Genomic DNA, 26,033 nt, shown 5'->3' on the forward strand with positions numbered 1-26,033 from the left:
TTTTTATAAATTCAAATAAGTTTCGCTAATGATATAGCTGTTTTCATCTTCTGAAAGCGACAGGGTATTGCGCCCCGGAAGTTTTGTTTTCGTCAATGTACCCGAACTTGCTAGGTTTACAGAAATGGTATCTATAGCTTCTTCTTTCAATCGTACCGGTAACGTACTTTGAAAAGTAGTTGTGCCCACTAGACGTTCGAACTGAATTACACCATCCTCGTCGCTTATATCAACCACATTGTTGGTTCTACACTTATATTTTAATAAGTGTTGAGCTGGCGCAAACCGAATCTTATACGCTCTTATATCAACTTCCGTAGGATTAGCCGGAAGCATATAAAAACTACCATCTGGTTGAAGAAAACGGTATTCGTCACGAGTAACGAAGTCGTCATTATGAATGTTTATTAACCCTAGATAGGGTTGCCAATCATTTGTCGGCCTGAAATAGAAAAATTCTTCTTGAGTATTTATAGTCACTCGATAAATACCTTCTGTAAAAGGTTGATGGTTATCATCACTAAACTTTATTTGTACGCCTGAGAAATCAATGTTATTGGGGTTTTCAAGAGGACCTATTATTGTACTTTTTATTTCCTTATCAAATAGCAGACTACTTGTATCATAGGCGAAGTATTTAATGTCAATTGCAGAGTTTGGGGTAGTCAATGACACATCGCGCGATAGGTTTGTAAAAGTCAGAGCGGAGTTCGGGTTTGCATAACTTATCTTGCCTAAATTCCTAAATTGAGTGTTGTTATTTAGATTTCCCGTAGTTGCATTGATTTTTTTTAAGCATTCATAGGCGGTATTTGAACCACTTCTTACAAGGTCATTATACAGATAAGTATTTGCGTTATCGAACTCAGGCAATCTTTCATGTAGATAAAGCTCGTCTTCCACAGACTTTTCTCCTCCATCTATAATAGAGTTTGCATTACTGAAATATAATTTGTTATTGTAAGGATCAGCTACTTTGCAATTGGTAATCTGAGCGAAATTAGAATTTACAACCTCCAAGAAAAACTGAAGCTTAATATTATTGGCCAGATCAAGAAGAGGACGTGTATCTTGTATATGCTTTACGAGTGCATAAAGTTTATTGTTATAAAATTTAGTTACAAGACCCGCATTTCGTAGCACAATTTCAGTGGCCTCAGTTGGTACAATACGAAATACGTCTGGTTTGCTTATTGAATAATAATCATGTTCTATTTCTATAGTAAAGAGAGTGGTATATTTCATTTATAAATTTCTATTGGCTTATTTTAGCTCCAAGCATTTTCTAGATCAACTGTTACATTTCAAATCCAACCAGTTTTATGGAGCGACTGCCTCAATAACACTTTTATTTGTTTCAATTTCTGTAATCAATCCAGACTCTGTTTGATTGTCTTGATCGGCAATGGGTATCATTTGTAATTTATAAAGTACAGATGGCAGGTATTTTCCTCCTAAAGTGCTCCATAGATGATTTACTTGTTCAAAATTCATCGTATATAATTCCAATTTTAAGCGTTCTATATTTTCATCGAGTGATGGAAATTCTGATCGGGGGAAATAATTGTTGCTCTGAAAGCACTGTATGACATTAGAAATCATAGTTAAAGAAGTAGCATAATTTTTGAGGTGTACGGAGAACAGCAGATATAAATTGACTAGTATTTTGGGGTTGCCCTTCTTTACTTGCCCACCTACCCTATAGATGCCATCAGGATTCTTAGAAATACGATCTTCTTCTATATTTACTAGTGTAATAACAACCCCTGCGTCATCTCCATCATCTGCGATTTTCGCAATATTACCGAGGATAGCTTGTTTCTCGGTTTCAGTCGGATCTATACCTTGTAAATACAGGTTAGTTTGATCCTCAATGAAAGACAAGGCTTTATTGATCATGTTATAATGAATGCTTAATTGTTGGATGAGGGAAACTATGTTTTGAGGGAATTACTATTAAAGACCTGACGAAAAGCCCTATAAATAGTAGTACTAAGATGAAAAGAAATCAGTACTTAAACAATCCCTAAAAATGGGGATTTTAGTTCCAGGTAATTTAAAACCGTACAAACTATAAATTTGTAAATCACAATTCCATAACCTTGGAAGCCTTTTTAATCAATTGAGCCGTATTTTTTACACCAAACTTTTCAATAAGATTCTTGCGATGTGATATGGCCGTATGATTACTAATAAACAACATATTCGCAATTTGTTTTGAAGAAAAACCATCAGCAACGAGATGTAGCACTTCTTTTTCCCGCGAGGAAATGGCAGTGTGCCAGCTTTTTGAATATCTGTTTCGATTATTATTATCAGGAACGGAGAAGCAACCTTCAATACGCTCCTTGTCCGTAACATCGGAAAAATAGTTTACGGCCAAGGTAAGCCTGTTCAACCTGTGTACAATCATTTCATGCTTTATAGAAATACGCTTCTTCTTAATATCTGTAATATGATATCTCAGTGAAAGTGGACTGCATACCGTAGCAAATGACAAAAAATTCAGGATTCGGGCCTCTATCCGTAGGTTTTCATCCGAATCAAGAAGAGAGAGCCAGAAAGTCCATCCTTCTTTCAATAATCTTGAAGAATCTTCACCCAACATTTTTTTAAGATTTTGGTTTGCATACAAAAAGTGGCCCTGTTCAATCAAATAAATACCTATCATTAAATTTTTGGAGCGCTCACATGTCTCTAAGACTTCGAAGACTTTAGAAGTAAGGTTATTTTTATTAAAGCCAAATGGGTTTAGACCATTCTCGATTTCTGTAAGGTTCATTAGGGTGGGCAATTTCCTTCAATTTATTGAATATTACATTTTTGATTATTAAGAATTGTGTAGTTGGTATTGTTTATTACATAGACAGTCATTTTTAAACAATAAATGTAATACTTCTCCTTATTATTCTTATAACAATATACTTCTGCGTTATAAGTAATTCCATTTCGTGGTATTTGTAATAACTTTTTGAAATTTGAAATCAAAAAACTATTTCCTTGAAAATCCATGGCATCAATGAATTATCGAAATGTTCACACGTTTTTAAAAATGGAGTCCTTAATTTAAAATAATTGATATTCTATTTATGTTAGGGGGTATGAATAAAAAAAGGTAATGACTATCTATCATTATCTTAACACTTAGGGGGGGGGATTTTTGATACTATTAATGTTTCTGCCGTGTTGAATTTTCGTTTACTGCTTCTATTTAAAATCACCCATTCGGTGAGCACAAAAAGCCAATCCTCTCAAATCCCCTACATATGGATGAATTAGATGTTAGGTTCTAGTACCTCCGGCTCCACTTCACTCAAAAATACACCACAGATTGGGAACTAATAAAAGACCAATCTTGCCAGAGTATTTTTAATAAAAGTCAAGATACGCATCACCTAACCGGGGGGGGGTGTTTTGTTTACAACAAGGTAAGGTGGGAAAACGAGAGGTATTCCCTCCTACTTGACTTCAAAAGTAACCAAAAGGCATAATTCGACGTTTTTCGCAAATTACAAGGAGACCAAAACCAAGTCGCCTTCCGATGAGCTCAATTCAATGCGCACGATCGTATGATCAGTTTCACTAACTGGAGTCATTGTTCCTTTATATTGAACATCAGGACCAGGGTCTTCCCGATTGATAGTAAACTCAATTTCGAGTCCTTTAAAACTTCCAGACAACGGATTGTTCAATTCGGATTTACTATTGTGAATTTCATCACCATCAAATACTCCCATATGAACATTTTTATTATCGTCATTTGGCTGTAAGTCAATCTTGTAATCACTGTCGCCTTCAACCTGCCAAGTTGCGTTAAATCCAGGAATAAATGTAGTGCCACCACCAGGGTCTGAACTACATCCAACTATCAAGATTGTACAGCAAATTATCAGTAGGGTTTTATAGTTTTTTGTTTTCATAGGATTGGGGTTTTAAAGTTGCTAATTCATCTTACACAAAATCTTTATCCACTCATTTCAATTTTTAACTGAGACTGAAATGTATTTATTTTTAAATCCATTATGTCAATTTGTGTATCAAGATCATTGGTTATTATCTTAATGTCTTTAAGTATTTCTTCCCTCATTTTTTTCTTTTCACTATTACTATAAGTACTGCGGCCATACTCTCCAATAGCAATTCTCACTTTGTCAAGCTTTAGAATATTGGTTTTATGAATGTCATTTAAAATTCCGCTCAAAATAGCCTCTAACTCTTGACTTCTAGGTTTATTCCAATGTTTGGAAAAGTTCATGTGATATGTTGCCCCATTATTGTGAACATCATCAAAAACTTCGTTATAGTCTTCAATCTTCTCGGCTAATGCATTGAAGTAGTTTTGATTATCAAAAGCAAAGTTCGCCATATCTTGAAATTCTTTTTGAACATCTTTAACACGAACCATATACGTCGCTAAAACTCTTGAAACTTGATCGTATTGCTCCTTCTTGGCCGCGAGAAGTTCATGGGCATGCAATCGATCGAGCAACTTCTTCATGGCATTCTTTCGCGTAAGATTATCACGAATGAGACCTCTTTTTATCAAAATACTTCCTTTTCTAAGAATGACTTCACCTAAGCTTTGAAATGTCACGATAACTTCGTATTCACCGCTATCAATATCATCTTTTACTTCACCAAAAATTACAACTTCGGCTTGAAATGCCCTGAGACTATCAAGAGAAGCCAAAGGTAGACTTCGAATCTCCGCCATCTCCGTTTCCATATTTTTATGCGCCATTACTCGATTGTATCTTCTCCGCTCAAGTACAGTATATAATCCAGAATTGATTAATTCCGTCTCAAAATCATTTGTGAGCTGATTGCCTATTTTTCTAATTGAATCGTCGCTGACACTAAAGTCCCAGACATACACTATAGAATCGTTTGTAGAATTCAATTCGACTATGGGATGTATTAACCCAGGTAGTGCAGCAAATATTAATATGACTCCTATTTTTAGTTTTTTTTTCATGGTCTTAATCACTTTTACTATTTACTAGAGTTTCTGAAGCTCATAGTTCAAAAAGAATAAATATCTGTAGTGGGGAACAATACTTTTAATCACATAGGGTCAACCGCATATTATTTTTGGTAATTCTATGGTCAGTAAAACAGTTTCTATCGCCATTCTTAATTGTAAAGCGATGCATACCGTTTTTTTTGTGCAAACGAATTTTTATGAAAATCAGGTTCCGCTCAATGATTTCGGCTGGCTTATTGTCAACGAAAACTTCAGCCTTAGACATATTTGAAGGTACTATTAACTTTACGTCATAGGCTATATAAGGAACTGTCGCCTCTTTCTCTATTTTTTTATTTTGCTTTTTTTTCAGTGTATATAAAGAATCCTTTTTTCTTAGATTTTGTATGGAATCATATCTAACTTTCGCAATAGCCGTACTGTCTCTTAGTTTCTTACTCTTGTTTAAAAAATCACTCTTCCGAATGCCCTGAAACATAAAGAGTAACAGGAAAATTAAAGTAAAAGCTATAATTCCTTTTTTAATCGGTGAAGTTCTTTTTCCTTTGAAATCAGACTTGATCTTGCTCTGAACGAGATCACATAGCTGTTGGAAATCTGAATTAATGTGTAAATCAACATTCAAGGTATTTATGTCCTTCAAGATGTTCGTCAACCCTGAAATATTGTTTCTTATTTCAGTATATAGATTTAAATCCTCAGCTACTCCTTGAATATTTGCTAATTCTTTGAGTTCTCTAATCTTTTTATCAAGATTAACCGTCTCATTTTCCCAGTATTTTAAGAGATCCAATCGATCGGCAGCCCTTGCAATTTTTACTTCATCAAGCACTACTGGGAAAATTCGTTCGTAAAAATTTTGGTTTTTAAATATTTGTAAGAGCTCGAACATGCAGTTCTCAGACCTTAAATACTTTTTACTAATAACAAGGATTACATATTTACCCCTTCCAATCTTGTCCATGAAACGTTTAATCCGTCCTTTATACTTCAAGTCATTTTTATCGCGAATTACCTCTACACCTCTTTTCTTGAATTCCACTTCAATGAATTCGGCAATAGCTTCGCTTTCAGGATTCCAAGCGTAAGAAATATATACGGAAGGTTTTATATCACTTTTCTGCATACTACAGCGCCTTTGGCAAATTCACAATTTTTGGGGGGGGAAGGATATAGTCTAACCGACGAGATGTCGTCTTTTTGATAGAATACGAAACAGAGTCAGTTCTCTTACTCTAATAAAGCAGGCATTTTAATTCTTTGCTTAAAGGCCAACTCTAAACCAGTCTCTTAATCGAACATTTAAAATTATAGATAATATTTCAGTCGAGTACAACCATTTATACAGTGTTTAACACCATTTACACAAAAGTACTTTCTATGAGTATAGCACAAAGCAGTCGAGATTAAAGGAATAAAACCAGTTACTTGATCAAGTTTATCTCAATTCTTCTATTTTTCTTTCGACCGGCTCGGGTATTATTAGTAGCAATAGGTTCAGAATCTCCATGACCAACGGCTATCAATCGATTTTCATCGATACCTTGGTCAATTAGGTAATCACGAACTGCGTTAGCTCGTTTTTCGGAAAGCACATAATTTTCTTTTGAATTTCCTTGACTATCTGTGTGACCTTCTACTGAGAATCTAGCAGTTGAGTACTCACCTAAGATTTTGATAATATCAACCATTACACCAGTAGATTCAGCTTTGATAGACGATTTACCAGTATCAAACAAGATAGTCTTGGCATAATCGTTCAATTGCTTTAGAACTTCAACAGTTACTGTTGGGCAACCATTGTTAGCAAGAGTACCAGCAACATCAGGACACTTATCATCTTTATCTAATACGCTGTCACCATCTTTATCAGGCCATGGACACCCATTATTTTCTGACGGACCTGCTTCATTAGGGCAATCATCATCGTTATTAACAACTCCATCGAGGTCATCATCAAAACCACGAACTTTGGTCACCTTAAGTGAATCATCTTCTGATTGAACAATAGAAATAGGTTTAAAGCATCCATTGTTAATTTTAGTTCCTCTTTCTTCCGGACATCTGTCCTCATCATTCGGAATTCCATCTCCATCCCAATCATCGGCACTATAAGGACAACCACCGTTTGATACTGGACCTCTTATTTTTGGACATTTATCGTTTTTGTCTAAAACTCCATCCTTATCAAAATCTCCATTTTCAGTATAGTAAGGTATGAAAACAGATATGAAGCCTGGTGTGTTTGTTCCAACAGTATATCTTGTAAACTTGTATTTTGAACTGTTATAACCTTCCAACAACTTTTTAAGCTCTTTTGAAACCTCAAATTCTGTTTTTACTTCATACCGAATCTCAAAACCTGATGGATAATTATATGCTTTAAAAAAGTCATCGTCCTTTGGATATAATTGTATTTGTCCCTTGAAGTCAGTTCCTTCCATATAATCCATAAACTCTTCAGCCAAATATCTTTGCTCTTCATAAAAATAGAATCCAATTTTAAAGTCGTTAAGTAAAATAAAGTTTGATTGCGGACAACCCCCATTATCAATAGTACCAGGAACGTCGACACATTTATCGTCTTTATCTGGAGTTCCATCTTTGTCCTGATCTGGCCATGGACATCCATAGTTTTCTAATGGACCCTTCTCATTCTTACAATCATCTTCTATATCCACTATTCCGTCATCATCAGAATCAATCTTTTGTATTGGTTTAGGTAGTGCTTTGTTTAAAGTAATATCATAAGAATTACAATTAATAACAATACTTGAATCCATAATAACAATATCATTCCAAAATAGTTTGATAGATTTCTCCTTGTCATCAGTGTATACCGGTATTGTAAACGTGCTTTTGTTTTCTATCCTGGAAGAATCACCTAAAACTTTTCCTATAGGCCTTAGAACCTCAACTTCTTTATCAATTTGAAGACTCAATTTTCTTGTAATAGAATCAACGTTTTGCTCCAAATGTATTTCAACTTCTTTCATTTTGGGGTTTTCTTGCCAAATTAATGCCTCCCATTCACTTTCCATATTTGTTACATTAAGAAATGAATTTCCAAGAAATACCGCACCTGCAAAAAGCATCGAACACATCAAAAACGCCGAAAATAAAGTTGTCCAAAAATAATCTTTAAAACTTCTCCTTTTTTTAACAGAATCCTCTTTAAAATAACTCTGCAGGCTTATATTTTTAATTCCAGTTAAACTAGTATCATCGTGATTTATCGGAGTTTTCCAATTCAAATTCGGGTTCTCCAAATACGCTCTAGCTACCATATCCGTCATTTGGCTATTCTCTCTTAGAGTTCCAAATAAACTTTCTACATCTTTATAATGGTTATATTTATTGGAATCATAAGCATATAAAGTAAATTGACTAATAATTCGTTGCGTCTCCTTCTCTTCAAAAGCATAATGGGTTTCATTCAACTCAGCCTCCCCTATTTCATCCAAAAGCTCCAGAATAGTTTCTCTTGCCAAAACTTCATTTTCAACAGTTAAATGTTTCAATAAGCTCAAACGCATAAAATCAGGAAACTCTCCTTTTTCTAACCATGAGATTCTTGATAATTTTAATAATGATGTGAAATTTAATTTTTTCGCAAGGTCATACTCATCCATTATTCTCTTTCCTATTGATAAGGTAAGGTTCCAATTTATTTTAGGGTAGACAGCTAGAGCAGCTATCCATTGAAAAAGAACATTTGAAAAGCGGTTTTCATTGTTAATATTAGCCCATGATTCCTTTTCACAGTATTTAAGAAGATTCTCTAGATCTTCGAAATTTACCATTACATGTTCATAAAAACCGCTTTTGAATTGACTCAGTATGGTTAAAATATTAAGGTTTTCAATAAAAAGGTTATTCATAACCAGCAATTGACCTTCAATATCTAATGGAAATACCGGTAATTCTTTTAACAAAACCTCCTTCTCTTTAAAGCCCCAATCATTAAATGAAATAGGGGATATAATTGCTCTATGTTCCCACTTATTAATAGTTCTAAGTAAGTCTTTTTTAATAACCGGATAATCTGGATAAATTAATTGATGTGCATCACCATAAATTAAGAGGATATGCTCTGGATATTTGGAGTTTAGATGTTCTAATGATATTTTTTTTGCTTCTTGACAGCAATATAAAGGTGACTCTTTAAAGTAATATTTATCAATGTAAACACCTTGTTTTTGTAAAAGTTCTATTAAAAATTCAAATAATTCTGTTTGTTGAGAATTAGCCTCTTTTTGATTAATTAATACCAAAAATTCGCTTTGTTGTGTTCTTGAACCATATATAGGTTTGAAAAAACCAAAATTATGGACTGCACTATGAACTGTTTTTTTAATATCAAGAAAGACTATATTATCATTTATCCTTTTCCTCATACTTTTAGCCACATCACGAATCTTGTTCTCTACCACGGGTAAGAAATTCTTTTTATGGAAAGGAATATCTATAGTACCTTTATTTGCAAGTGAGAAAGAGTTGACTAATTCATCAAATCGCTTATCATTAATATGTTTGGCCCTCTTCTCTTCTTCCCGCTCTCGATAAAAATGGATAACAAAAAAAGAAGTTGAAAAGACAGCAAGAGCTAAAAAATAAAACCAACTTTGATAGGTTTTCTTTTTTGGAATGGATGCTGCATCAGCCGACATTTCAAATAATGCTGTAGGTTTCTCAGTATTTCGATACGCATTAATCGTAAAGGCATTTTGCAGATTGCATTCTGAATTTTCATCGCCAAAAAATGATTTAAAATAAAAAGTTCGGTCACCTTCTTCGTTCAGGACATACACCAACTCATTAGACTTTTTACTATAAATTTCTTCTTCGTTTTCGCCATACCACTTTACTTGTTTTGGCTCTTCCCCATCTACTCTAGCAATTAGTTTAAACTCTTTTCCTATTGGAATAGAATTTCTTCCCTGTAATTCCGACAATACTATTTTAGCGGGGATACAGACTTCTATTCTCTTTTTGATGATTGTATCCGCATATTTTACTCCCCACTTATTAAACATGCCAACATCCACAGATAAGTCATAAATATTTCCTTCAGTATAGGTATGGGATGACGTAGAATCAATTGGTGAACCATCTCCCCAATTTGTCGCTATTGAAAGGGTTAAATTCTTTGAAGAATTTTGTTGTAATTGAAAACTAAGTTCTAAGTTCTTACTAGTTATTCTTGAATCTGTATTAAATACTTTTGCGTCCATCTGCACTATAGGAGCACTGCAACCTAACCAGGAATAGCATTTATTCTGACTGACTACAATGAGGGATAAAACTAAAATCAAAATAAGCCCTAAGACCCATCCGAGCCATTTAGGCATCGACCGCATCCATTTCAATATCAATAGCTCTTTAGTCGTTCCTATACTATCCGAAAATCTAAAGGACTTTTCAAAAATCTGCTTAAATTGAATTTGTTCTTCATGAGAATTAGCAAAAATTGGGGATAAATAATCACATAACTCTAATTCCTCATTAACTCGTTTTGAAACATTCTTAATTATGAGATGGGTATTAGAAATTTGTTCAGGAGAAACCACAAAATCATTTTTCCTTAATTCATCAAAAAATAAGGATAGTGGCATGTAATTGCCTTTAGCAAAATCTGTATTTGTCTTATCGCTTTCCAAGTTCTTTGCTCATAATTTCAAAATCTGCTCTGTTTTTTGCTATTATGCCCAAAGTGTTCCGTATTTTGTTATGAAATTCTGGTGAAGCGTTTTTCCAATCTTTTAAATTAGAATCTAAAAGTTCATTTTTTTCTAAACAACATATCCAATCAATTAGTTCAGAGGTCGCCGGAGCTTTTCCAATATTGTTCATATTTCGCAAGTGCATGAATAAATCAATTGCATTAGCGAAAAAAGGACTTTCTAATTGCAGATTAGTCCTAACAATTTCTAAAAGTACTTCTGGAGAAGGAAAGTTAATATGATGGAAAATACAGCGACGAAGAAAAGCATCAGGTAATCCTTTTTCACTATTGCTAGTTATAACCACAACTATTGGGCTTGCATCATCTTGCATAAAACCCAAACCATTTAACTCTTTGATAGTAAACTTAAATGGCGGTTTTTCCAACTCAGATAATAAATCATTAGGGAAATCTCTAGGTGCTTTGTCTATTTCGTCAATTAATACAACAGATCCTCTTCCACTATCATCATTTACCACATCTGAAGTATAGTTTTGAAATGAATTCCAGTTCTCATTCACAGGTAATGTTTGTAAAATTGCTACGCCTAAACAATTAAGTGAAATAAAATTTTCTTTTGGTTTCCCCTCCTTATCTCCAAAATGGGATACCGCATCATAACTATAAAAAAGATCAGTAGATTGTGAAACAGATTTTGTGTTAAACCGTAAAGCTTTGTCAGATTTAAAATTATTGGAGAAGCTTTTTTGCAATTGTCTGGCTATAAAATTAGCACATTCTGTTTTCCCTGTTCCTGGTTCACCAGAAAGAAGTAAGGGTCGCTTTAAAAATAGGGCAGTATTGATAGCCGCCAGAAGATCTTTGTTTGGCCTATAGTAATCCTCTGTAAGTAATTCATCCTTTATTTCCATAATTTAGTTTAGTTTCTATATTGGTTGTCAAGCCATTTTATTATTAATTCATTAGCTTTTTTCATTTTATAGGAATTCCTTCTTGATGCATTCTGTCGATTTTCCCGTAAGATGTCATCTACATCATTTTCAAGAAATTTATCATTTACAAAAGAATTCAACCATTCCCTTATATCGTCTTTCTCAACATCATCTAACTCTTCTATATCATAAAGACAATTTTCAATAGATAATTTCTTTTTAAGATTTCTTATGAATGTTTCATATTGCTTATTCAAACTAATATTATATTCCTCATAGCTAAAAAATATGAAGAATAAATTGCTAGAAGGATTACTATTTTCGGTTAACAAAAAAGTGGGTAAAAACTCTAAAAGCAATTGTTCTAATAAGTGTAATTTTTCATTATTTTGAATTTCTATATCGGTAATTTCTATGGTTAAAAAAAGTCTCTCATTTCCAGTAAATACATATTCATCAGTATCAATGGACCAAGCTTTTTCAATAAAGATGTTAAAAAAGAGCTCGAACTTGCTCTTATCCAAAGTTTTCAATTTACTTAGGCTGATATGACACTTTTTATATCCTGTTTCCCCTATATCAACGTGAAAAATCCGATTAATGAAATCGTTTGGGCTATTCTCATTATCCGAAACAAAACAAAAAGAATTTGTTCGTTTTTTAAACTTCTTTTTAAATACTGAAGAGGGGATTACGCGATCCATTTGTAGTAAGCATTCTTTATAGTCACTAGCACTTATTTTCTTTTTAAAATTATGATTAAAAGTCAATAATATCTGCTTACATAAATTATCAGGAGTAGTGAATGGGTGAATAAAAGAGGCATTCTGATCTTTTGCCTTGTTGTAGAAGTTTTCTAAGGCAAGATCTTCTAGGTTCTCAGTATTCGCAAAATCATCTTTTTCATTCTCATCATCACTCCAGAAAACAAATATTTTGTAAAGTGGATTCGAATCTATAAGTCTTTTTGCTTCATTGTACTCCATTTCCGTATATGATATTCCGGTATCTTCAACTATAGATCCATATCGTTTAGCTAAAATCAAAATATAAATATCAGCTTCCCTCACATCCGAAAGACAAACATCAAGAGCTTTCATTCCACTTTCAGAAACATACCCCTCCATGGAAACAACCTCATATTCAGCCTGCAATCCTTTATGTTGAAACATATTGAGGATCGCATTTCGATACGGCACTAAATCCATATAGGTAGATGATATATAAACCTTTCTTCTTGGCATCTAAACAAATCTATCGAGCTTAAAAATATAAAAATGATGAAAAAGACTACTCAATTTACCGTTTTTTAAGACTAATTAATCTGTTTAAGTTATATTAAGTTGCGATAGCAAGTCAATAGAATTTTTGCAGCTGAAAAATAATAATGATTGCAAAAGATAAACGAACAAGTCGCTAGGTTCAATTACAAGATAATTTATCTTTTTTCCATTTCCCTCAATAAAAAAATTTTTCATGTCATTCTTTTAAAAAATCGATATGCTACATATAACATTTATTCATGGTATTGGCAAACATGAATTAACACAGGTACGGCTCAAAGCTCTTGAAGCAGACTCGCAAAATAATGACGCTGGTATCCATCTAGGAACTAGCAGCATAGAAAGTTCATTGATTTACTTGCTAACTTCAGTGTATTAATCAAATATCCACTTGTGCCTGTACCTATCAAGTACTTTTTAGAATGGTTACAAAAAAATACTATGGGGAGGGAAATTTGGAGATCAAGAAATGGTTCATATTGATGATATCTAGTTAGGTGGAGAGAACGTTATAATGCTATGGAGAAGGCTGTTCAATTAGGTAGCTAATAAAATATCAACTCCTTCTTTTAACTCTGTACCCCTGATACTCTTAAAAATGCTCTTTTTTTATTCTTCCTGAATCGCGTTTGCCAATCTCCAATAGTTCAAATCTGTTCTCTGCATTGCTCATTTCTACTAGACTTTTTACATCCTTATCATCAAAAACTTTATTCATGCCCAATGCATTTAATGTTTCGGTAGTAATAGGAAAGTTATATCTTAAATATTTCAAAAGTGGTTTCCCGCCGATATAGTCACCTTTTAAAGAGTTCATTTGCATATCCATTTCGTCGGCTGTTGGAGAATTAGATAACCATTGCAATACAACTTGATTTTGCCAACTAGCATCTTGCATCAGCATATCTGGGACCGTTTTTGCCCAACTTAAAATCCAGTTATCTTCAATATCATCCGTTTTTTTCGAAAAAACGCTGTATCCTGTTCCAACAGAAACAAGTTCTAGCTTTTCTTCACCCATTTCCCAACCAAAAGGAAAACCTTTGAGCGTGGCAACCATCAAAAGTGTTAATGAGGGGTTGTTCGCCATACTGACTCCTCCATCAACAAAGGCACCGGTTTCATTGTTTCCTACATCTATGAGCTGAGGTACGAAATACGTTGGAGCAGCACTACTCGCCCGCACAGCCTGCCATAAAGGTATATCTTTGTTTCGACCAATTTCGGAATCGTAGAATTTACCATCAGGGTGGTTGATTAACGTCCAAGTACTATTTGTATCTGCCCTTTTGGCGATAATGCATAGTCCAGTTCTTATTTCAGGACCACCTAATAAAATATCTCCAAAAGTATCCTTTAAACTTTTTTCTAGGGCCGAATAGTCATACTCAGCCTTTAAATATTTAGCCGTTTCCCACGGCTTCCACCAACTTCTCTTTTTACCAAAAATTTTCCCGCCAAGCTCTAAATAAAGTTCTGTTATCTCATCTACTGATTTTCCAATAGCTAAGCCTGAAGCAATAATCGAACCCGTTGAAGTACCACCGATCAAATCAAAATAATCGCATAGAAGCAATGAATCATCCTGCTCCTTTTCGCGAATAATACTTTCTATTTTTTTCAAATAGCCTAAGGTCAACGCACCGCGAATTCCACCTCCATCTAATGAAAGTATTCTCTTCTTTCCGTTATTGGCACTTAAATGTTCTGCTAAGGTTTTCATAAATAATATGTATTGTTTAGCCTAAATACTTTTTAAATTCTGAAATCAGTGATGCTAACGCTTTTTCATGTATTCCGTTTTCCTGCCTTGATTTATCAATTATTTCAAAATTATTTAGGGTTGTCTCCAACATCCAAGTTTCCTGTGGAGGAATTAGAGTAATTGCCTCGGATAATAATTTAGATGCTTCTTCGTAGTCATTTTCAATAACATTTAACTCGCTCAAAGTAGCCAAGTCCCAATAATCAGGGCTGGAAGATTCGATTTTGCGTCTAACGGCAAATTGTACTATCGGCAAATACTCCTCGAGCATTTTTTCATCTCCTTTTCTTTCCAATAAGGTGACTAAATTAACGCCTGGATATGCGTCACGCCAGTCTGCATCAAAACCATCTTTGTAACATTTAATGGCCTTTTCTAGGTAACCTTTTGCTCTTAATTCATCCTTGTCCTTTTCTGCCTTATCAAACAAATCTTTAAAAACTCTACCTAAAATTCCATTTGTCTCAGGATCTGACCCATATTCTTTAAGTATTTCTTCCAGTACTTTTCGTGCCTTTTCAGATTCGTCATTTCTATTGAAAGCTAATCCCAATTGTTCGCGAATCATTTTGGATTTCTTCAATGGGGCATCCATTGCGTTGTAACAAGCAATCATCTCTTCCCAGGCTTTTACACCCCTTAAAGACAGAAAAAGATCTACAACCACACCGACCGATTTTTGATTTATAGGGTGCAAGTCTTTAAACATCTTGAGAACCTCTTCTTTTCCTTTTAATCGGGCATTAAAAAGTTTTTCTTTTATATCATTTTCATAAATGGCCTGTTCTCTAAAAATATCTGTTTTCTCATGAGCCAAATTATGAGACACTTTCCAACCTTCTATTAATTGAAATACCGGACTATCCACCCTACTTTCTTCTTTGCACGCATTTAAATGAGAGACCAGGGTTTTTTTGGTAGCGTCAATATTTAATAATTTACCTTGATTATCCAATTGGTAAGGTAGGGTTCTTTGCATTTTAAGATCAAAAGGTAAATCAGCATCAAAAGCAAATATGGGTATGGTAGTATGTGCCTTGATGGCGTGTCTTAATCCCAACTCATAAAAAACATTTGCATTCAAAGAAGTAAGATCGGCTATGGCATAGTCACAAAGTACTAGTCGCTCAAACATTGGTTTATGAATTGTTCCCCCAAGCAGTTCTTCATCTGCCCTTATCGGTTCCATTCCACATTCTTCAATGGCTTTCTTTATTAAGGACTCATAAATGTTGTTGAAATCAACTTCTCGGCCAGACTTATCTAATTTTATGCCAAAAGGCATGAGTACAAAGCAGAGTGGTTTCATATCAGTTTTTTAAGTTCTTCAAATTATTGCCCAATGTTTTTAGCTTTGACATATAATCATCATCTAGAAGACTTTTTGAACTCATTGAAGATTTTACTTTCTCTGTGTCTAAAATATTATTTATTGAAATAACCTCTTTTGATTTTTCTTGGGCAAAACTTAATTCTGATTGATGCCAAGCTGTTGGTCTTTCTGAGTTGACGTTAATAACCAAATCTGCATCTGAAATTGCATTTTCAATATATTCTTCAATAGGCACACCGGCTTGATAATGTGATCCTGATGTAACTTCCATTCCTAAATCGTCTAACAAATCCTCAAGAACCGTAGCCATTTTGCTGTCTATTTTCGAATAGGATATGTATACTTTTTTTCCTTCTAAATCAGAATTTTCATTGGTGTCTTCAATCGTTGTATAGTTATCTTCAAGTGTTAGCCAATGCGATAATTTCAATTGTTCCTCATTCTTCTTGTAAATAATTATTTCAATCATGAACTCACCCCATCCCTTGGACTCTAACCTAAAACCTGTTTGCTCGTCCTCCACAGTTCTCAACCTATTCTTAAAAGTGGGATGTAATAGATATTCAACATGTGCTATCTCGGAGAGTTCATTTGAGTTGGGTTCTATCCAAATAGCCCATCCATAATAGTCTTTAATGGTTGTATCTTTTTCTGAACTCTGACCAATTTTAAATTCTTCCGAGTATTTCATATCACCTTTATTCTTAAGTTAGAATTTACAGTTTCCGATGTCCATACCTGATTTTGTGTCTTTACTTGAATTTCCACTAATGCATCTTCGGTCATTCCATTCATCTCTAAAATTGGACCCGCTGGCATTCTCAAAATAGTAGCCTCTTTCCAAGAACTCCATGAGCCTTTTCTATAAAAACGATATTGGACCAATTTTTCCCTTCCATAATTTTCCATTACAGTTTTGACGATTTCATCTGGTTCCAATGAAGCCTTAATTCTTTTTCCAAATCCTTCTTTCCAACCAAATATATTTTCCGATAATTCAAGTACGGTTTTAACTAAGTTCTTTGAATCATATTCCATGGTTTCATAACCGCTAAATTGAGGCGGATTCAGAACTCCTTTTTCAATTATTGCAATTATTGGTTTACCTAACGTTTGTGCAATAGAGCGTTCATGCTTAACCCAATCATTGGTTTTTCCATCTTCTCTTTTGGACAAAAAAACCACAACCGCATCTGAGCTTACTATAAGTTCTCTCACCTTAGTCTCAACAAGCTCACCTTGCAGTCTTTTACCGTCGATTACTTCTAAATCATGACTTTTAATGAGTCTGTGAAAACATTCTACTACAGGTTCAATTTGATCATCAAAATGATGTGAAAGAAAAATACTTTCCATAAACTCGTTTTTAAAAATTCAAATATACTTACTAAGGAATACCTCTAATTTATTAGGGGGAAGAAAAACTAAATCATTGGGCTACTATGGTATTCTGTTGAAATAAATGTTAAGTTACTTTAATTTGGTACTTTCGCCAAAAGGATTACAAAAAAAAATTATTGTTATTTTAGTAATTTTCCTATATTAATGTAAGATTTACTTCCCCCCCCCGAAATTTAATTAAAGAATATTACGTTTTTGGTATTTACCGAATCAAAAATGAAGTTCATATTTATTTATAAATTTTAAAGACGACAAAGCATGAGTGGATTAGCTAAAAATTATGAGAAGGCATTACGGAAAGAATTAAGAAGTCATGGTGCTTGGATGCCAGTTACCAACATTATTGAAGTGGGTAGCTATGGGTATTTTAGAGGTGGGGTATTTGAACCCGTAGGAAATATTAAAACAGATTACCCAGATATAGTCCTCGATATTAAACCTGGGCCGCCGACCAAAGTGAATTTTTCCTCAGTTGGCACAAAATCTCTAAAGTTTGATTTAGATGGAAATATTGTCGGTTCTTTTGCTGGTTTAGGAAATGCGAAAGCATCTTTAAAATTTGAGTTTAGCAAAAAGAATTCAATTGTTCTGAAGGCAGATGAAATATTATTGAGTCAAATTGAAAATCTAAAATCAGTCGCCCATGCTCTCGCTGCACAACCTGATTGGAAAAAAAAATATAAAGTTGTTTTTGGGACCTATACAGGCAACAACTGCTTAGTCGTCTGCGCGCGTGAGGCTGGGTCAGAATTTGTACTTAATGCAAGTGCGGATATTTTGCAACAAATTGATGGTGGTAAAGTTGGAGGCGGTGTCAGCTTCACTTCTTCTAATAACAGTACTTTCGATGCCGTAGGAAAATCTGGTGTTCTTGGGATTAAATTGTTCAAATTAAATTGGTTAAGTAGCGAAATTGATATACTTGCTGCGGATCAAATAACAGAGAATAATGTAATTATTGAAGATGATTTTGGTATTGATTCTGAGGATGATTTTGAGGATGATTTTTGATTCCAATGAAAACTAAAAAAATAGAATATCTTCGTTTTGATAAATTAGAGACAGGAATTCTTTCTGAAGGAAAACCATATATCATTTCAATTGGAGACAAAAGTGTCCTTGATGAAGTTAAGACACCAGAAGGTCACAAAAACCTATCAAAAAAACTGAGCGACACTTTGAGATATGGAAGTGGAATCACTCAATCCAAAAAGTTATCTGTAATAAAGGAAATAAGTGATTCCATAAGTCCCTTTTTTATTGATTCCAATTCCGTAGAAAAAGACATAGATCATCTAGAAATTTTCTTGAACCCCTCTGAACTAGCTTTAATTCCCTTTGAATTATTACTTGATGTTAATAATTCTCCAAGATTTATTTCAAAACCTGGAGGAGGGCGTATTCTTACTCGAAACGATCGCAGAGCTACGGATTTAAATCATAATATACCCGAGACTCCTAGAGTCTTGTTCGCCTATGTTACTCCTTCTTATAGCAAAACTGGCATTCGATTCAAAGAAGTACCCCACAAGAATCACTTGGGGTCCTTTAACTATGCGCTAAATAATAGAGGTGGTTCCAAACAACTGACTGTTTTAGAAAATCCAACATTTCTTGAATTCAAAAACAAAATTCTCGAAGAAGGTGAGAATAATAAGCCATACACACACATACATCTTTTGGCGCATGGACTTCTAAGGATAGATAGGAATAACCCTGGTGATTTTGAATATGGCATAGCTTTCAATACTGAAATAGATGACCCCGAAAATTACAAATCTACATCGGCCGTGGAGATTAAATCGATTTTTGAAGACTTGAGCCCAAAAAACCTGCCTTATTTAGTAAACTATATGATATGTGATGGTGCTAATTTTACAAACGGCGTTCTGCCAGATAAAAACCCTTTACAGGTTACTTTCAATGTCGGGGTACCTATCGTAATAGGTTCACAGTTTCCCCTATCAATGGATGGGTCTAATATGATTTCCAAAATTCTTTACAATCGATTATTTCGAGGTGATGATATTCGTGAGATACTAATGGAAATAAGAACTAATTTGTATAACAACAAGCCTCATCAGGACAGCCATGATTGGATTAGTTTAGTAACTTATGTAAATCTACCTATAACATATCAATATGAGCTTTTAAACCATAAAACCAAATGCCAACTTTCCATCCTTAATAGCATTAGGGACGGTAAAAATAAAGGGGTTTTATCTGAAGATGATTTTATAAAGGTAAAGTTTCAGATAAACGAGTCAATCAGGGATTTGGGTTTAGAAGCAAACAAAATAGAAGAAGAAAAGTCTCAAGAAAAAGAATTTTTAGAATATGCGGGCTTAATGGGAAGTTCTTATAAGCGCTTAGCTGAAGTTGAGTTTATGGAGGGAAACTTTCAAAGTAGCGATACATGGGATAAACAATTGGAATATTTACGAGAAGCAAAAAAATGGTACAAAAAAGCGGCGGATTGTAACCGTTCTCACCATTGGAGCATTGTTCAGTACTTGAGTTTAAAGACTATACTTTTAGGGGCATTGGATGAAGATGATATGGATTATTGGTATGCGGCGCGAGGCGCGGCGCGTGAAGAAATCAATAAAGCCAAAACCTCTGTCACTTGGCCTTATGGCACCTTAATCGAGCTTTATCTTCTAGCTCGACCCACTTCCAATGAAAAAGGTGAGAAGGATATTCTAGATTTTGCGCATAAACTCATGACAAATGCAAAAAAACAAGGAAAGAATGAACATATTAATTCTACTATAGTACAAATAGAGCGCTATCTAAAATGGTGGGCAGGTCCCAATTTTAAAATACCCAAAGTATGTTTGGCAGATAAAAGTCCTTTTTTGAATGAATTGATTAATGCCTTAAGTAGTTGAACCAGCTATTTTTGAAGTTAAAAGTCCATAACCTAGAAATTTATGTATCACACCAATGGATGGCGAGAACTGTACTAGAAAAATTGTCGGGTTTAGCTCTAGGGCAGCTGCGTAAAACTTAGCGGTATACTCCTGTGCTTGGAAGAATTATTGACTGCAGGTAAAGTCATGGTATCCCAAAAACAATACTCGACCAAACTCACCACATCTCGTTAAATAGCGGTAGTCATTCCTTTAAACTAATAGAACTGTTATTTCACAGACTATTTTTCAACAAAGAGCGTTTTAAATAGAGCTTTGCCCAAGAAATCACAAAGACATGAAGGTAATCCTACTAAACCTGAAAAAACAGTTGAATAACGAAAATACGCTAGCTGCGATTAGTTGTGTGATTCTCTCCTTTACCATATTTTTTATTAAAAGAATTATGGACTTTCATGCTGGGTTTTAATTTGCGGAAGTAGTCATTCGGTAATCACACCGACTTCACCAAAAGACGCTTGCATATCTTCTCCGTCCACAGTCAAAGCTTGTAATTTAATAAATCGCCCTTGTTTTTTAGGGAATTCTACTCTTTGCTCTAAGCGGCTATTCACAATGTTTGAAAACTCTCCCTTTCCTAATGATTCCCAAGTTTTACCATCTTTACTCACGGCAAATCCATAAAATTTAATTATTCCAAATGGATACCGCTCTTGAATAGGCCAATAAGTAAATCCTTTCAAAGTATAGGTATCACCTAAATCGATTACAACTTCTTGTCGACTTGATACACTTTTTGAAGTTGCCCAGAACGTTTTGGGGTTTTCATCAATCAAACGCCTTGCTTCTTCAAGATTTCCTGAGGTAGCATGAACAACTTTCCAATCTTTTTTAGGAATGTCCAAATCACTACTGATAGACTTTGTTTGCTTCCCAGAGTCTTTGTCATAACTAATTACCTTGACAGTAGTTGGTTTGTCTATCATAAAGGGTTTGGTATACTTTTGCGATGAATTCGAGGGTTCGCTTCCATCCAAAGTATAAAAAATTTCAACCGATTCATCAGGAACGGAAAGTGTTACCAAACCATCCTTATTTCGTTGAATTGTTGGTTCCACCAAGAAATTCGGAGCTCGATACAGTTCTACATTTGAAATTGCAAGCGAACCTTTAGATTTTAGAAAGTTTACTCTTATTTTGGTTGCTTCTACCGTATCAAATCTCAAAATACGTTTATACCCAACGGTGGTTTGCGTATCCACCTCAATCCATTTACCGTTGACTTCGGCTTCAATAGAAAACATCTTTACGCGCTGCCCCAAAGGGATATATTCTTGAAGAAGTACTCGATTTATTTCAGTTGCCGACTTGAATTCAAAAGTTAAACTTCCTACAGTAATACCATCATTTGTCGACCAATAGGTTTCATTATTTTCATCTTTTACATTAAACGCCCCATATGTATTACTACCTCCCCGCACATCTGAAGCCGTAACTTTTGCACCACGACCCAATTCAGATTTGAAATCAGCGTCAACTTGTTTTTTTAAACCGCGTAATTGCCTTTCATCATTCTCATGAACCAATCCGCGATTATCTACTGGAAGATTCAGCAAAAAATTCCCATTTCTTCCAATGGATTCATAATAAGTTTGTACAAGCCGCGGCAATGTTTTCACTTGATGGTCTTCCCTTGGGTGATAATACCAACCTGGTCGTATTGACGTATTCACTTCTGCCGGCAGCCAATGTGTGCCATCTTCATGACCCGAACGTAATTCTACATACCTAGGCCATCCCGGATAAATCTCATCACGTCGCATGATACTCCAGTTGGTTTCATTGGCCCAACCCTCCTCTGTACCTACCCAACGAATATCAGGCCCTCCATCACTAAAAATGACAGCATTGGGTTGTAATTCACGAACTATAGCTGTGGTTTTATCCCATTGATAATAAGTTTTGTTATCTATTTTTCGGGTTTCGTTAGCCCCACCATAATATCCGGAACCACCGTTTGCTCCATCAAACCAAACTTCGAATATTTCTCCATAATTGGTCAACAATTCCCGAAGTTGTTCATGAAAATCAGATACATAATCTGGTTCTCCATAATTTCCTGCATTTCTATCCCATGGAGAAAGGTAGATTCCTAATTTGAGTCCGTATTCTTTACATGCTTCCGATAAATCTTTTAATAAGTCCCCTTTACCATCTTTCCATGGGGAATTTTTAACCGAATGTTCCGTAGTCTTAGTAGGCCAAAGACAAAATCCATCATGATGCTTTGCCGTGATGATAATGCCTTTCATTCCGGCATCCTTGGCAACGCGTGCCCATTGTCGGGCATCTAACTCTGTGGGATTAAACTGTTCTGGTTTTTCACCGCCTGTACCCCACTCCATATCGGTAAATGTATTCATGTTGAAATGGATGAAGGCGTAATATTGCATTTCATGCCACGCTAAATGTCTTTCGGAGGGAATTGGACCAATAGGTTCTGGTGGTTCAACTTGTATGCATCCAGCCAAAACCAATAGCAATAAGAAACAAATACTACTCTTCATTAGTGGTTAATATTTGTATCGGATACTCGACAACCTCCCCTGTTTCTTTATCTATCGGCATTTGTGCATTCACTCCCTTAAGATAATCGGATAAGGTAGTAGCCAATTCCTTTAATTTCTCCGGATTTAACTCAGTTAAATTCTTCGTTTCTCCAATATCATCTTTCAAATTGAAAAGCTCCATACTTCGGTCCGCGTGATAATAAATCAATTTCCAATCGCCTTTTCGTACGGTACTTGCCGCACCAATTCCTGGGCCCGAGGGACCCCATTCATTTGGATAATGCCAAAACAAAGGCCGAACACCATTATAAGTCTCGCCCTTTAAAACCGAAACAAAGCTTTGTCCATCTATTTTTTGTATAGTTTGCAAACTATCGATTCCCGCCATTTCGAGAATGGAAGGATAAAAGTCCTCAATTATTACTTGACGCTTTGATATCGACTCTTTCTCGACAACCTCTGGCCATTTGACCAACATCGGTTCACGAATACCACCTTCTCGCATAGAACCTTTTCCGCTTGACAATGGTGCATTATGAGTATGTGGCTCTCCTGCTCTGGCATGCGCACTTAATCCACCATTATCTGACATGAACAAAATGATAGTATTGTCTTCTATATTTTTTCTTTCCACATAGTTCATGATATCTCCAAGGCTTTTGTCCATACCTTCAATCATAGAAGCATATTTGGCCTCAGTGGAGTCTATTCCCTTTTCCAAATACTTTTGAAAGTAACGCTTGTCCTCCATTATGGGTGTGTGAATGGCGTAATGCGACATATATAAAAAGAAAGGTTGCTGCCCTGTAACTGCTGAATCCAAAGCCGTAAGGGCTTCTTGAGTAATTGCTTCCGTTAAATAAATGTCTTTTCCGTGGTATTTCTCTAATCCCGGTACGGCCCAAACTTCTTTCCCTTCTTTTCCGTTTCCAAAGTTTTCCGTACCCAAATAACTTTCTGGTGCTCCAGCTGCGTGTCCCGCAATATTGATATCAAAGCCTAATTTCAAGGGATCTTCTCCAGGCGTACCAACAGCCCCTAGATGTGCCTTACCAGAATGAACTGTAAAATAGCCTACATCGTGCAAAGCTTGTGCTAGTGGCATTGCATGAACGGCTTTTGAATCTCCTCCAACAGGACTCAACCCATTTACATTCCATTCCGGGAAGGTTAATGCTTCATGATTTTTCTCCATAGGTTGAATAGAATCTTTTCGAAGGGTCCAATTGGTGACTCTGTGACGGGCGGCATTCATACCGGTCATCAAACTTACTCGTGTTGGTGAGCAAACTGGAGTGGCATAAGCTTGGGTAAATTTCATCCCTTCTTTCGCTAATCGCTCCATATTTGGGGTATGGTACAAATCATTGTAAGGCGTTCGTTCCGTCCAAAAAGGAACCGAGGTATCTTGCCAGCCCATATCATCAACTAAAAAGAGGATAATATTTGGTGGAACTTCCTCAATCTCTTCAGATTGACAGGAAACAAAAATCAGCACAACACCGGTAAAAAATAGTTTTAGCTTTCTCATTTTCTTTCTGAACTTTTTAATGGGATAAAATAGGTTCTATTTGATGCCATTCTTTTCCATTCAAATGCAAGGACGCGTTGGTTTGCTTCGTTCCAGGAGTACTTCGTCCATTTTCAATATAAACCTTCATTAGAACTGCCAATTCATTTGTCTTATCCGGATACTTCTCAAATAGGTTATTCTCTTCAGAGGGATCTACTTTTAAATCATACAATTGAAATTTCGGAAATACCGATAAGTCATCTGTACCTGGTCTGGGATAACTCCATCCGCCCGAACCTGGACAAAGAATCAACTTGTAATTTTCTTTCCGAATAGAAAAACTTCCGTTTATAGAATGGTGTACCGTAGCTTCTCGCTTATAACCTGTACTATCACCTTTATCGAGAATAGGAAGGAGTGAAAAACTATCCTCTCCCTCTGTTTCCTTGAGATCTACACCCACAATATCTGCGCAGGTAGCCATTAAATCCGTATGGCAAATGGTTTCGTTCGAAACTGAATTGGGTCGTATTTTTCCCGGCCATTTCATTAGAAAAGGAACACGATGACCACCCTCATAAATATCAGCTTTATGTCCTCGGAAAATCCCACTAGGATCATGCCCTTTCTCTTCCAATAATTCAAAATTAGCTTCAGGGGAACAACCATTATCACTGGTGAAGATGAGCAGGGTATTTTCATCCAAGCCCTGCTCTTCTAGCGTTTTAGTTAACTGCCCCACATAATCATCAATCATGAGCATAAAATCAGCATACGGATTCAATCCACTCTTTCCAAGCCATTCTTCGGTTGGTAAAATTGGAGTATGTGGCGAAGGCAAAGCAAGATATAAGAAGAAAGGAGTCTCTCCTTTTGATTTCTCTTTGATATAATTCATCGACTTTCTGAAAAAATTTGGGGTGACATCATCATGAACAAAATCAGCCGCAGTAGGTCCTTTTCTCCACCAAGTATAATCTCCTGTATCTTCTGTAATATGGTCAACTTCTGCAGTGCTCTTCCCGTTTTCAACATAAACATACGGCGCCATATCTAAAGAACCTGAGTGGCCATAGGCATAATCAAATCCCAAATCATTTGGAGTGTTGGTAATCGGCTTGGTAAAATCAAGGTTGTCAAAATCCTCAGGGTTCCAACCTTCTGCACCAAAGTTGGTACTGTCTTTTTGAGCCCAATCCCATCCTAAATGCCACTTGCCAATAAAGGCTGTTTGATAACCAGCTCCCTTTAACAGAGAGGCAACAGTAGTTCTACTTTTTGGAATTAAGGCTTTGGACTTTCCAGTCAAGACTCCATTTTTCAATTCACTGCGCCAGCTATATCTACCTGTAATAATACCATAACGAGTTGGGCTGCAAACTGCTGAAGGACTATGGGCATCTGTAAATTTCATTCCCTCTTGAGCCAGTTTATCAATATTGGGAGTATTTATTTTTCCCCCGGGATTAAACGAGCTGATATCACCATAGCCTAAATCATCAGCCAATATATAGATGATATTGGGCAGTTTCTTTTCCGCAACTGGCGCAACCTTCTTTTCGCCACAGGAAATAGATAATAGATTTGACAGTATAAGGCAAACAATGTAAAATGCTTTTATCCTCATGGAGCTAGCTGTTGTAGAACATCCTTAAAAATAAGCAATTTGAAATAGTATTTAATTTGATATCCT

At 35.4% G+C, this 26,033-nt stretch carries 19 protein-coding genes; 3 read left to right on the forward strand and 16 right to left on the reverse strand.

The genetic code is table 11. The features are described 5' to 3' along the window. Positions 1 to 3 precede the first annotated feature (3 nt). From FEE95_RS00925 to FEE95_RS00965, 9 genes are all read right to left on the reverse strand, one after another. Positions 4 to 1,245, reverse strand: a complete 1,242-nt coding sequence (locus FEE95_RS00925) for a hypothetical protein (protein ID WP_138655952.1) — start codon at positions 1,243 to 1,245, stop codon at positions 4 to 6. Positions 1,246 to 1,320: 75 nt separating this feature from the next. After that, on the reverse strand, positions 1,321 to 1,899 hold the full coding sequence (locus FEE95_RS00930) for a Pvc16 family protein (protein ID WP_138655953.1): 579 nt from the start codon (positions 1,897 to 1,899) through the stop codon (positions 1,321 to 1,323). 187 nt (positions 1,900 to 2,086) lie between these two features. Then, complete coding sequence (locus FEE95_RS00935; protein WP_212748411.1) at positions 2,087 to 2,782, reverse strand: LuxR C-terminal-related transcriptional regulator; 696 nt, start codon at positions 2,780 to 2,782, stop codon at positions 2,087 to 2,089. 727 nt (positions 2,783 to 3,509) lie between these two features. Continuing rightward, complete coding sequence (locus FEE95_RS00940; RefSeq protein WP_138655954.1) at positions 3,510 to 3,920, reverse strand: hypothetical protein; 411 nt, start codon at positions 3,918 to 3,920, stop codon at positions 3,510 to 3,512. A gap of 44 nt (positions 3,921 to 3,964) precedes the next feature. Beyond that, positions 3,965 to 4,975, reverse strand: coding sequence for a hypothetical protein (locus FEE95_RS00945; protein ID WP_138655955.1), 1,011 nt, complete (start codon positions 4,973 to 4,975; stop codon positions 3,965 to 3,967). A gap of 85 nt (positions 4,976 to 5,060) precedes the next feature. Next, complete coding sequence (locus FEE95_RS00950; RefSeq protein ID WP_138655956.1) at positions 5,061 to 6,110, reverse strand: toll/interleukin-1 receptor domain-containing protein; 1,050 nt, start codon at positions 6,108 to 6,110, stop codon at positions 5,061 to 5,063. A gap of 298 nt (positions 6,111 to 6,408) precedes the next feature. Beyond that, a complete protein-coding gene (locus tag FEE95_RS22280; protein WP_463605650.1) occupies positions 6,409 to 10,599 on the reverse strand; it encodes an OmpA family protein in 4,191 nt (1,396 codons plus the stop codon). 31 nt (positions 10,600 to 10,630) lie between these two features. Then, positions 10,631 to 11,581, reverse strand: a complete 951-nt coding sequence (locus FEE95_RS00960) for an AAA family ATPase (protein ID WP_138655957.1) — start codon at positions 11,579 to 11,581, stop codon at positions 10,631 to 10,633. Positions 11,582 to 11,589: 8 nt separating this feature from the next. Continuing rightward, positions 11,590 to 12,846 (reverse strand): DUF4062 domain-containing protein, encoded by a 1,257-nt coding sequence (locus FEE95_RS00965; RefSeq protein WP_138655958.1) that lies wholly within the window; start codon positions 12,844 to 12,846, stop codon positions 11,590 to 11,592. A 256-nt stretch (positions 12,847 to 13,102) separates the two neighbouring features. Here FEE95_RS00965 and FEE95_RS22050 point away from each other — a divergent pair, with 256 nt between their 5' ends. Then, a complete protein-coding gene (locus tag FEE95_RS22050) occupies positions 13,103 to 13,264 on the forward strand; it encodes a hypothetical protein (RefSeq protein ID WP_171036951.1) in 162 nt (53 codons plus the stop codon). Between the two features lie 213 nt (positions 13,265 to 13,477). Here FEE95_RS22050 and FEE95_RS00970 read toward each other — a convergent pair whose 3' ends face one another. The 4 genes from FEE95_RS00970 to FEE95_RS00985 are packed head-to-tail and all read right to left on the reverse strand — an operon-like array spanning position 13,478 to position 17,339. Further along, positions 13,478 to 14,608, reverse strand: coding sequence for a patatin-like phospholipase family protein (locus FEE95_RS00970; protein WP_138655959.1), 1,131 nt, complete (start codon positions 14,606 to 14,608; stop codon positions 13,478 to 13,480). 16 nt (positions 14,609 to 14,624) lie between these two features. Continuing rightward, positions 14,625 to 15,959, reverse strand: coding sequence for a TRAFs-binding domain-containing protein (locus FEE95_RS00975; RefSeq protein WP_138655961.1), 1,335 nt, complete (start codon positions 15,957 to 15,959; stop codon positions 14,625 to 14,627). Position 15,960: 1 nt separating this feature from the next. After that, positions 15,961 to 16,674, reverse strand: a complete 714-nt coding sequence (locus FEE95_RS00980) for a pYEATS domain-containing protein (protein ID WP_138655962.1) — start codon at positions 16,672 to 16,674, stop codon at positions 15,961 to 15,963. Next, a complete protein-coding gene (locus FEE95_RS00985) occupies positions 16,671 to 17,339 on the reverse strand; it encodes a TIR domain-containing protein (RefSeq protein WP_138655963.1) in 669 nt (222 codons plus the stop codon). The genes FEE95_RS00980 and FEE95_RS00985 overlap by 4 nt, the downstream gene beginning before the upstream one ends. A 303-nt stretch (positions 17,340 to 17,642) precedes the next feature. Between FEE95_RS00985 and FEE95_RS00990 the strand changes: the two genes are divergently transcribed. After that, positions 17,643 to 18,395: a hypothetical protein gene (locus FEE95_RS00990; protein ID WP_138655964.1), complete on the forward strand. Its 753-nt coding sequence runs from the start codon at positions 17,643 to 17,645 to the stop codon at positions 18,393 to 18,395. A 5-nt stretch (positions 18,396 to 18,400) separates the two neighbouring features. Beyond that, positions 18,401 to 20,275 carry a CHAT domain-containing protein gene (locus FEE95_RS00995; protein ID WP_138655966.1) on the forward strand — a complete coding sequence of 625 codons (1,875 nt, stop codon included), beginning with the start codon at positions 18,401 to 18,403 and terminating at the stop codon, positions 20,273 to 20,275. 464 nt (positions 20,276 to 20,739) lie between these two features. On the opposite strand, the gene FEE95_RS01000 is transcribed toward FEE95_RS00995, so the two are convergent. From FEE95_RS01000 to FEE95_RS01010, 3 genes are read right to left on the reverse strand one after another with little or no spacing between them, the layout of a single operon-like run. Then, positions 20,740 to 22,824, reverse strand: a complete 2,085-nt coding sequence (locus FEE95_RS01000) for an alpha-L-fucosidase (protein WP_138655968.1) — start codon at positions 22,822 to 22,824, stop codon at positions 20,740 to 20,742. Then, positions 22,814 to 24,358, reverse strand: a complete 1,545-nt coding sequence (locus tag FEE95_RS01005) for a sulfatase (protein ID WP_138655969.1) — start codon at positions 24,356 to 24,358, stop codon at positions 22,814 to 22,816. The genes FEE95_RS01000 and FEE95_RS01005 overlap by 11 nt, the downstream gene beginning before the upstream one ends. 16 nt (positions 24,359 to 24,374) lie before the next feature. Then, positions 24,375 to 25,967 (reverse strand): sulfatase family protein, encoded by a 1,593-nt coding sequence (locus tag FEE95_RS01010; protein WP_138655971.1) that lies wholly within the window; start codon positions 25,965 to 25,967, stop codon positions 24,375 to 24,377. Positions 25,968 to 26,033 lie beyond the last annotated feature (66 nt).

The sequence above is a fragment of the Maribacter algarum (ex Zhang et al. 2020) genome (assembly GCF_005885635.1).
In the GTDB taxonomy this organism is placed as follows: domain Bacteria; phylum Bacteroidota; class Bacteroidia; order Flavobacteriales; family Flavobacteriaceae; genus Maribacter_C; species Maribacter_C algarum.

Bases quoted from the DNA above. Each gene is read 5' to 3' on its own strand.
- FEE95_RS00980 (WP_138655962.1), bottom strand. From the start codon at position 16,674: ATGAAATACTCGGAAGAATTTAAAATTGGTCAGAGTTCAGAAAAAGAT.
- FEE95_RS00975 (WP_138655961.1), bottom strand. From the start codon at position 15,959: ATGAAACCACTCTGCTTTGTACTCATGCCTTTTGGCATAAAATTAGAT.
- FEE95_RS00960 (WP_138655957.1), bottom strand. From the start codon at position 11,581: ATGGAAATAAAGGATGAATTACTTACAGAGGATTACTATAGGCCAAAC.
- FEE95_RS00995 (WP_138655966.1), top strand. From the start codon at position 18,401: ATGAAAACTAAAAAAATAGAATATCTTCGTTTTGATAAATTAGAGACA.
- FEE95_RS00940 (WP_138655954.1), bottom strand. From the start codon at position 3,920: ATGAAAACAAAAAACTATAAAACCCTACTGATAATTTGCTGTACAATC.
- FEE95_RS01000 (WP_138655968.1), bottom strand. From the start codon at position 22,824: ATGAAGAGTAGTATTTGTTTCTTATTGCTATTGGTTTTGGCTGGATGC.
- FEE95_RS00965 (WP_138655958.1), bottom strand. From the start codon at position 12,846: ATGCCAAGAAGAAAGGTTTATATATCATCTACCTATATGGATTTAGTG.
- FEE95_RS22280 (WP_463605650.1), bottom strand. From the start codon at position 10,599: ATGCCACTATCCTTATTTTTTGATGAATTAAGGAAAAATGATTTTGTG.
- FEE95_RS00985 (WP_138655963.1), bottom strand. From the start codon at position 17,339: ATGGAAAGTATTTTTCTTTCACATCATTTTGATGATCAAATTGAACCT.
- FEE95_RS00925 (WP_138655952.1), bottom strand. From the start codon at position 1,245: ATGAAATATACCACTCTCTTTACTATAGAAATAGAACATGATTATTAT.
- FEE95_RS00930 (WP_138655953.1), bottom strand. From the start codon at position 1,899: ATGATCAATAAAGCCTTGTCTTTCATTGAGGATCAAACTAACCTGTAT.
- FEE95_RS00945 (WP_138655955.1), bottom strand. From the start codon at position 4,975: ATGAAAAAAAAACTAAAAATAGGAGTCATATTAATATTTGCTGCACTA.
- FEE95_RS22050 (WP_171036951.1), top strand. From the start codon at position 13,103: ATGCTACATATAACATTTATTCATGGTATTGGCAAACATGAATTAACA.
- FEE95_RS00970 (WP_138655959.1), bottom strand. From the start codon at position 14,608: ATGAAAACCTTAGCAGAACATTTAAGTGCCAATAACGGAAAGAAGAGA.
- FEE95_RS00990 (WP_138655964.1), top strand. From the start codon at position 17,643: ATGAGTGGATTAGCTAAAAATTATGAGAAGGCATTACGGAAAGAATTA.
- FEE95_RS01005 (WP_138655969.1), bottom strand. From the start codon at position 24,358: ATGAGAAAGCTAAAACTATTTTTTACCGGTGTTGTGCTGATTTTTGTT.
- FEE95_RS00950 (WP_138655956.1), bottom strand. From the start codon at position 6,110: ATGCAGAAAAGTGATATAAAACCTTCCGTATATATTTCTTACGCTTGG.
- FEE95_RS01010 (WP_138655971.1), bottom strand. From the start codon at position 25,967: ATGAGGATAAAAGCATTTTACATTGTTTGCCTTATACTGTCAAATCTA.
- FEE95_RS00935 (WP_212748411.1), bottom strand. From the start codon at position 2,782: ATGAACCTTACAGAAATCGAGAATGGTCTAAACCCATTTGGCTTTAAT.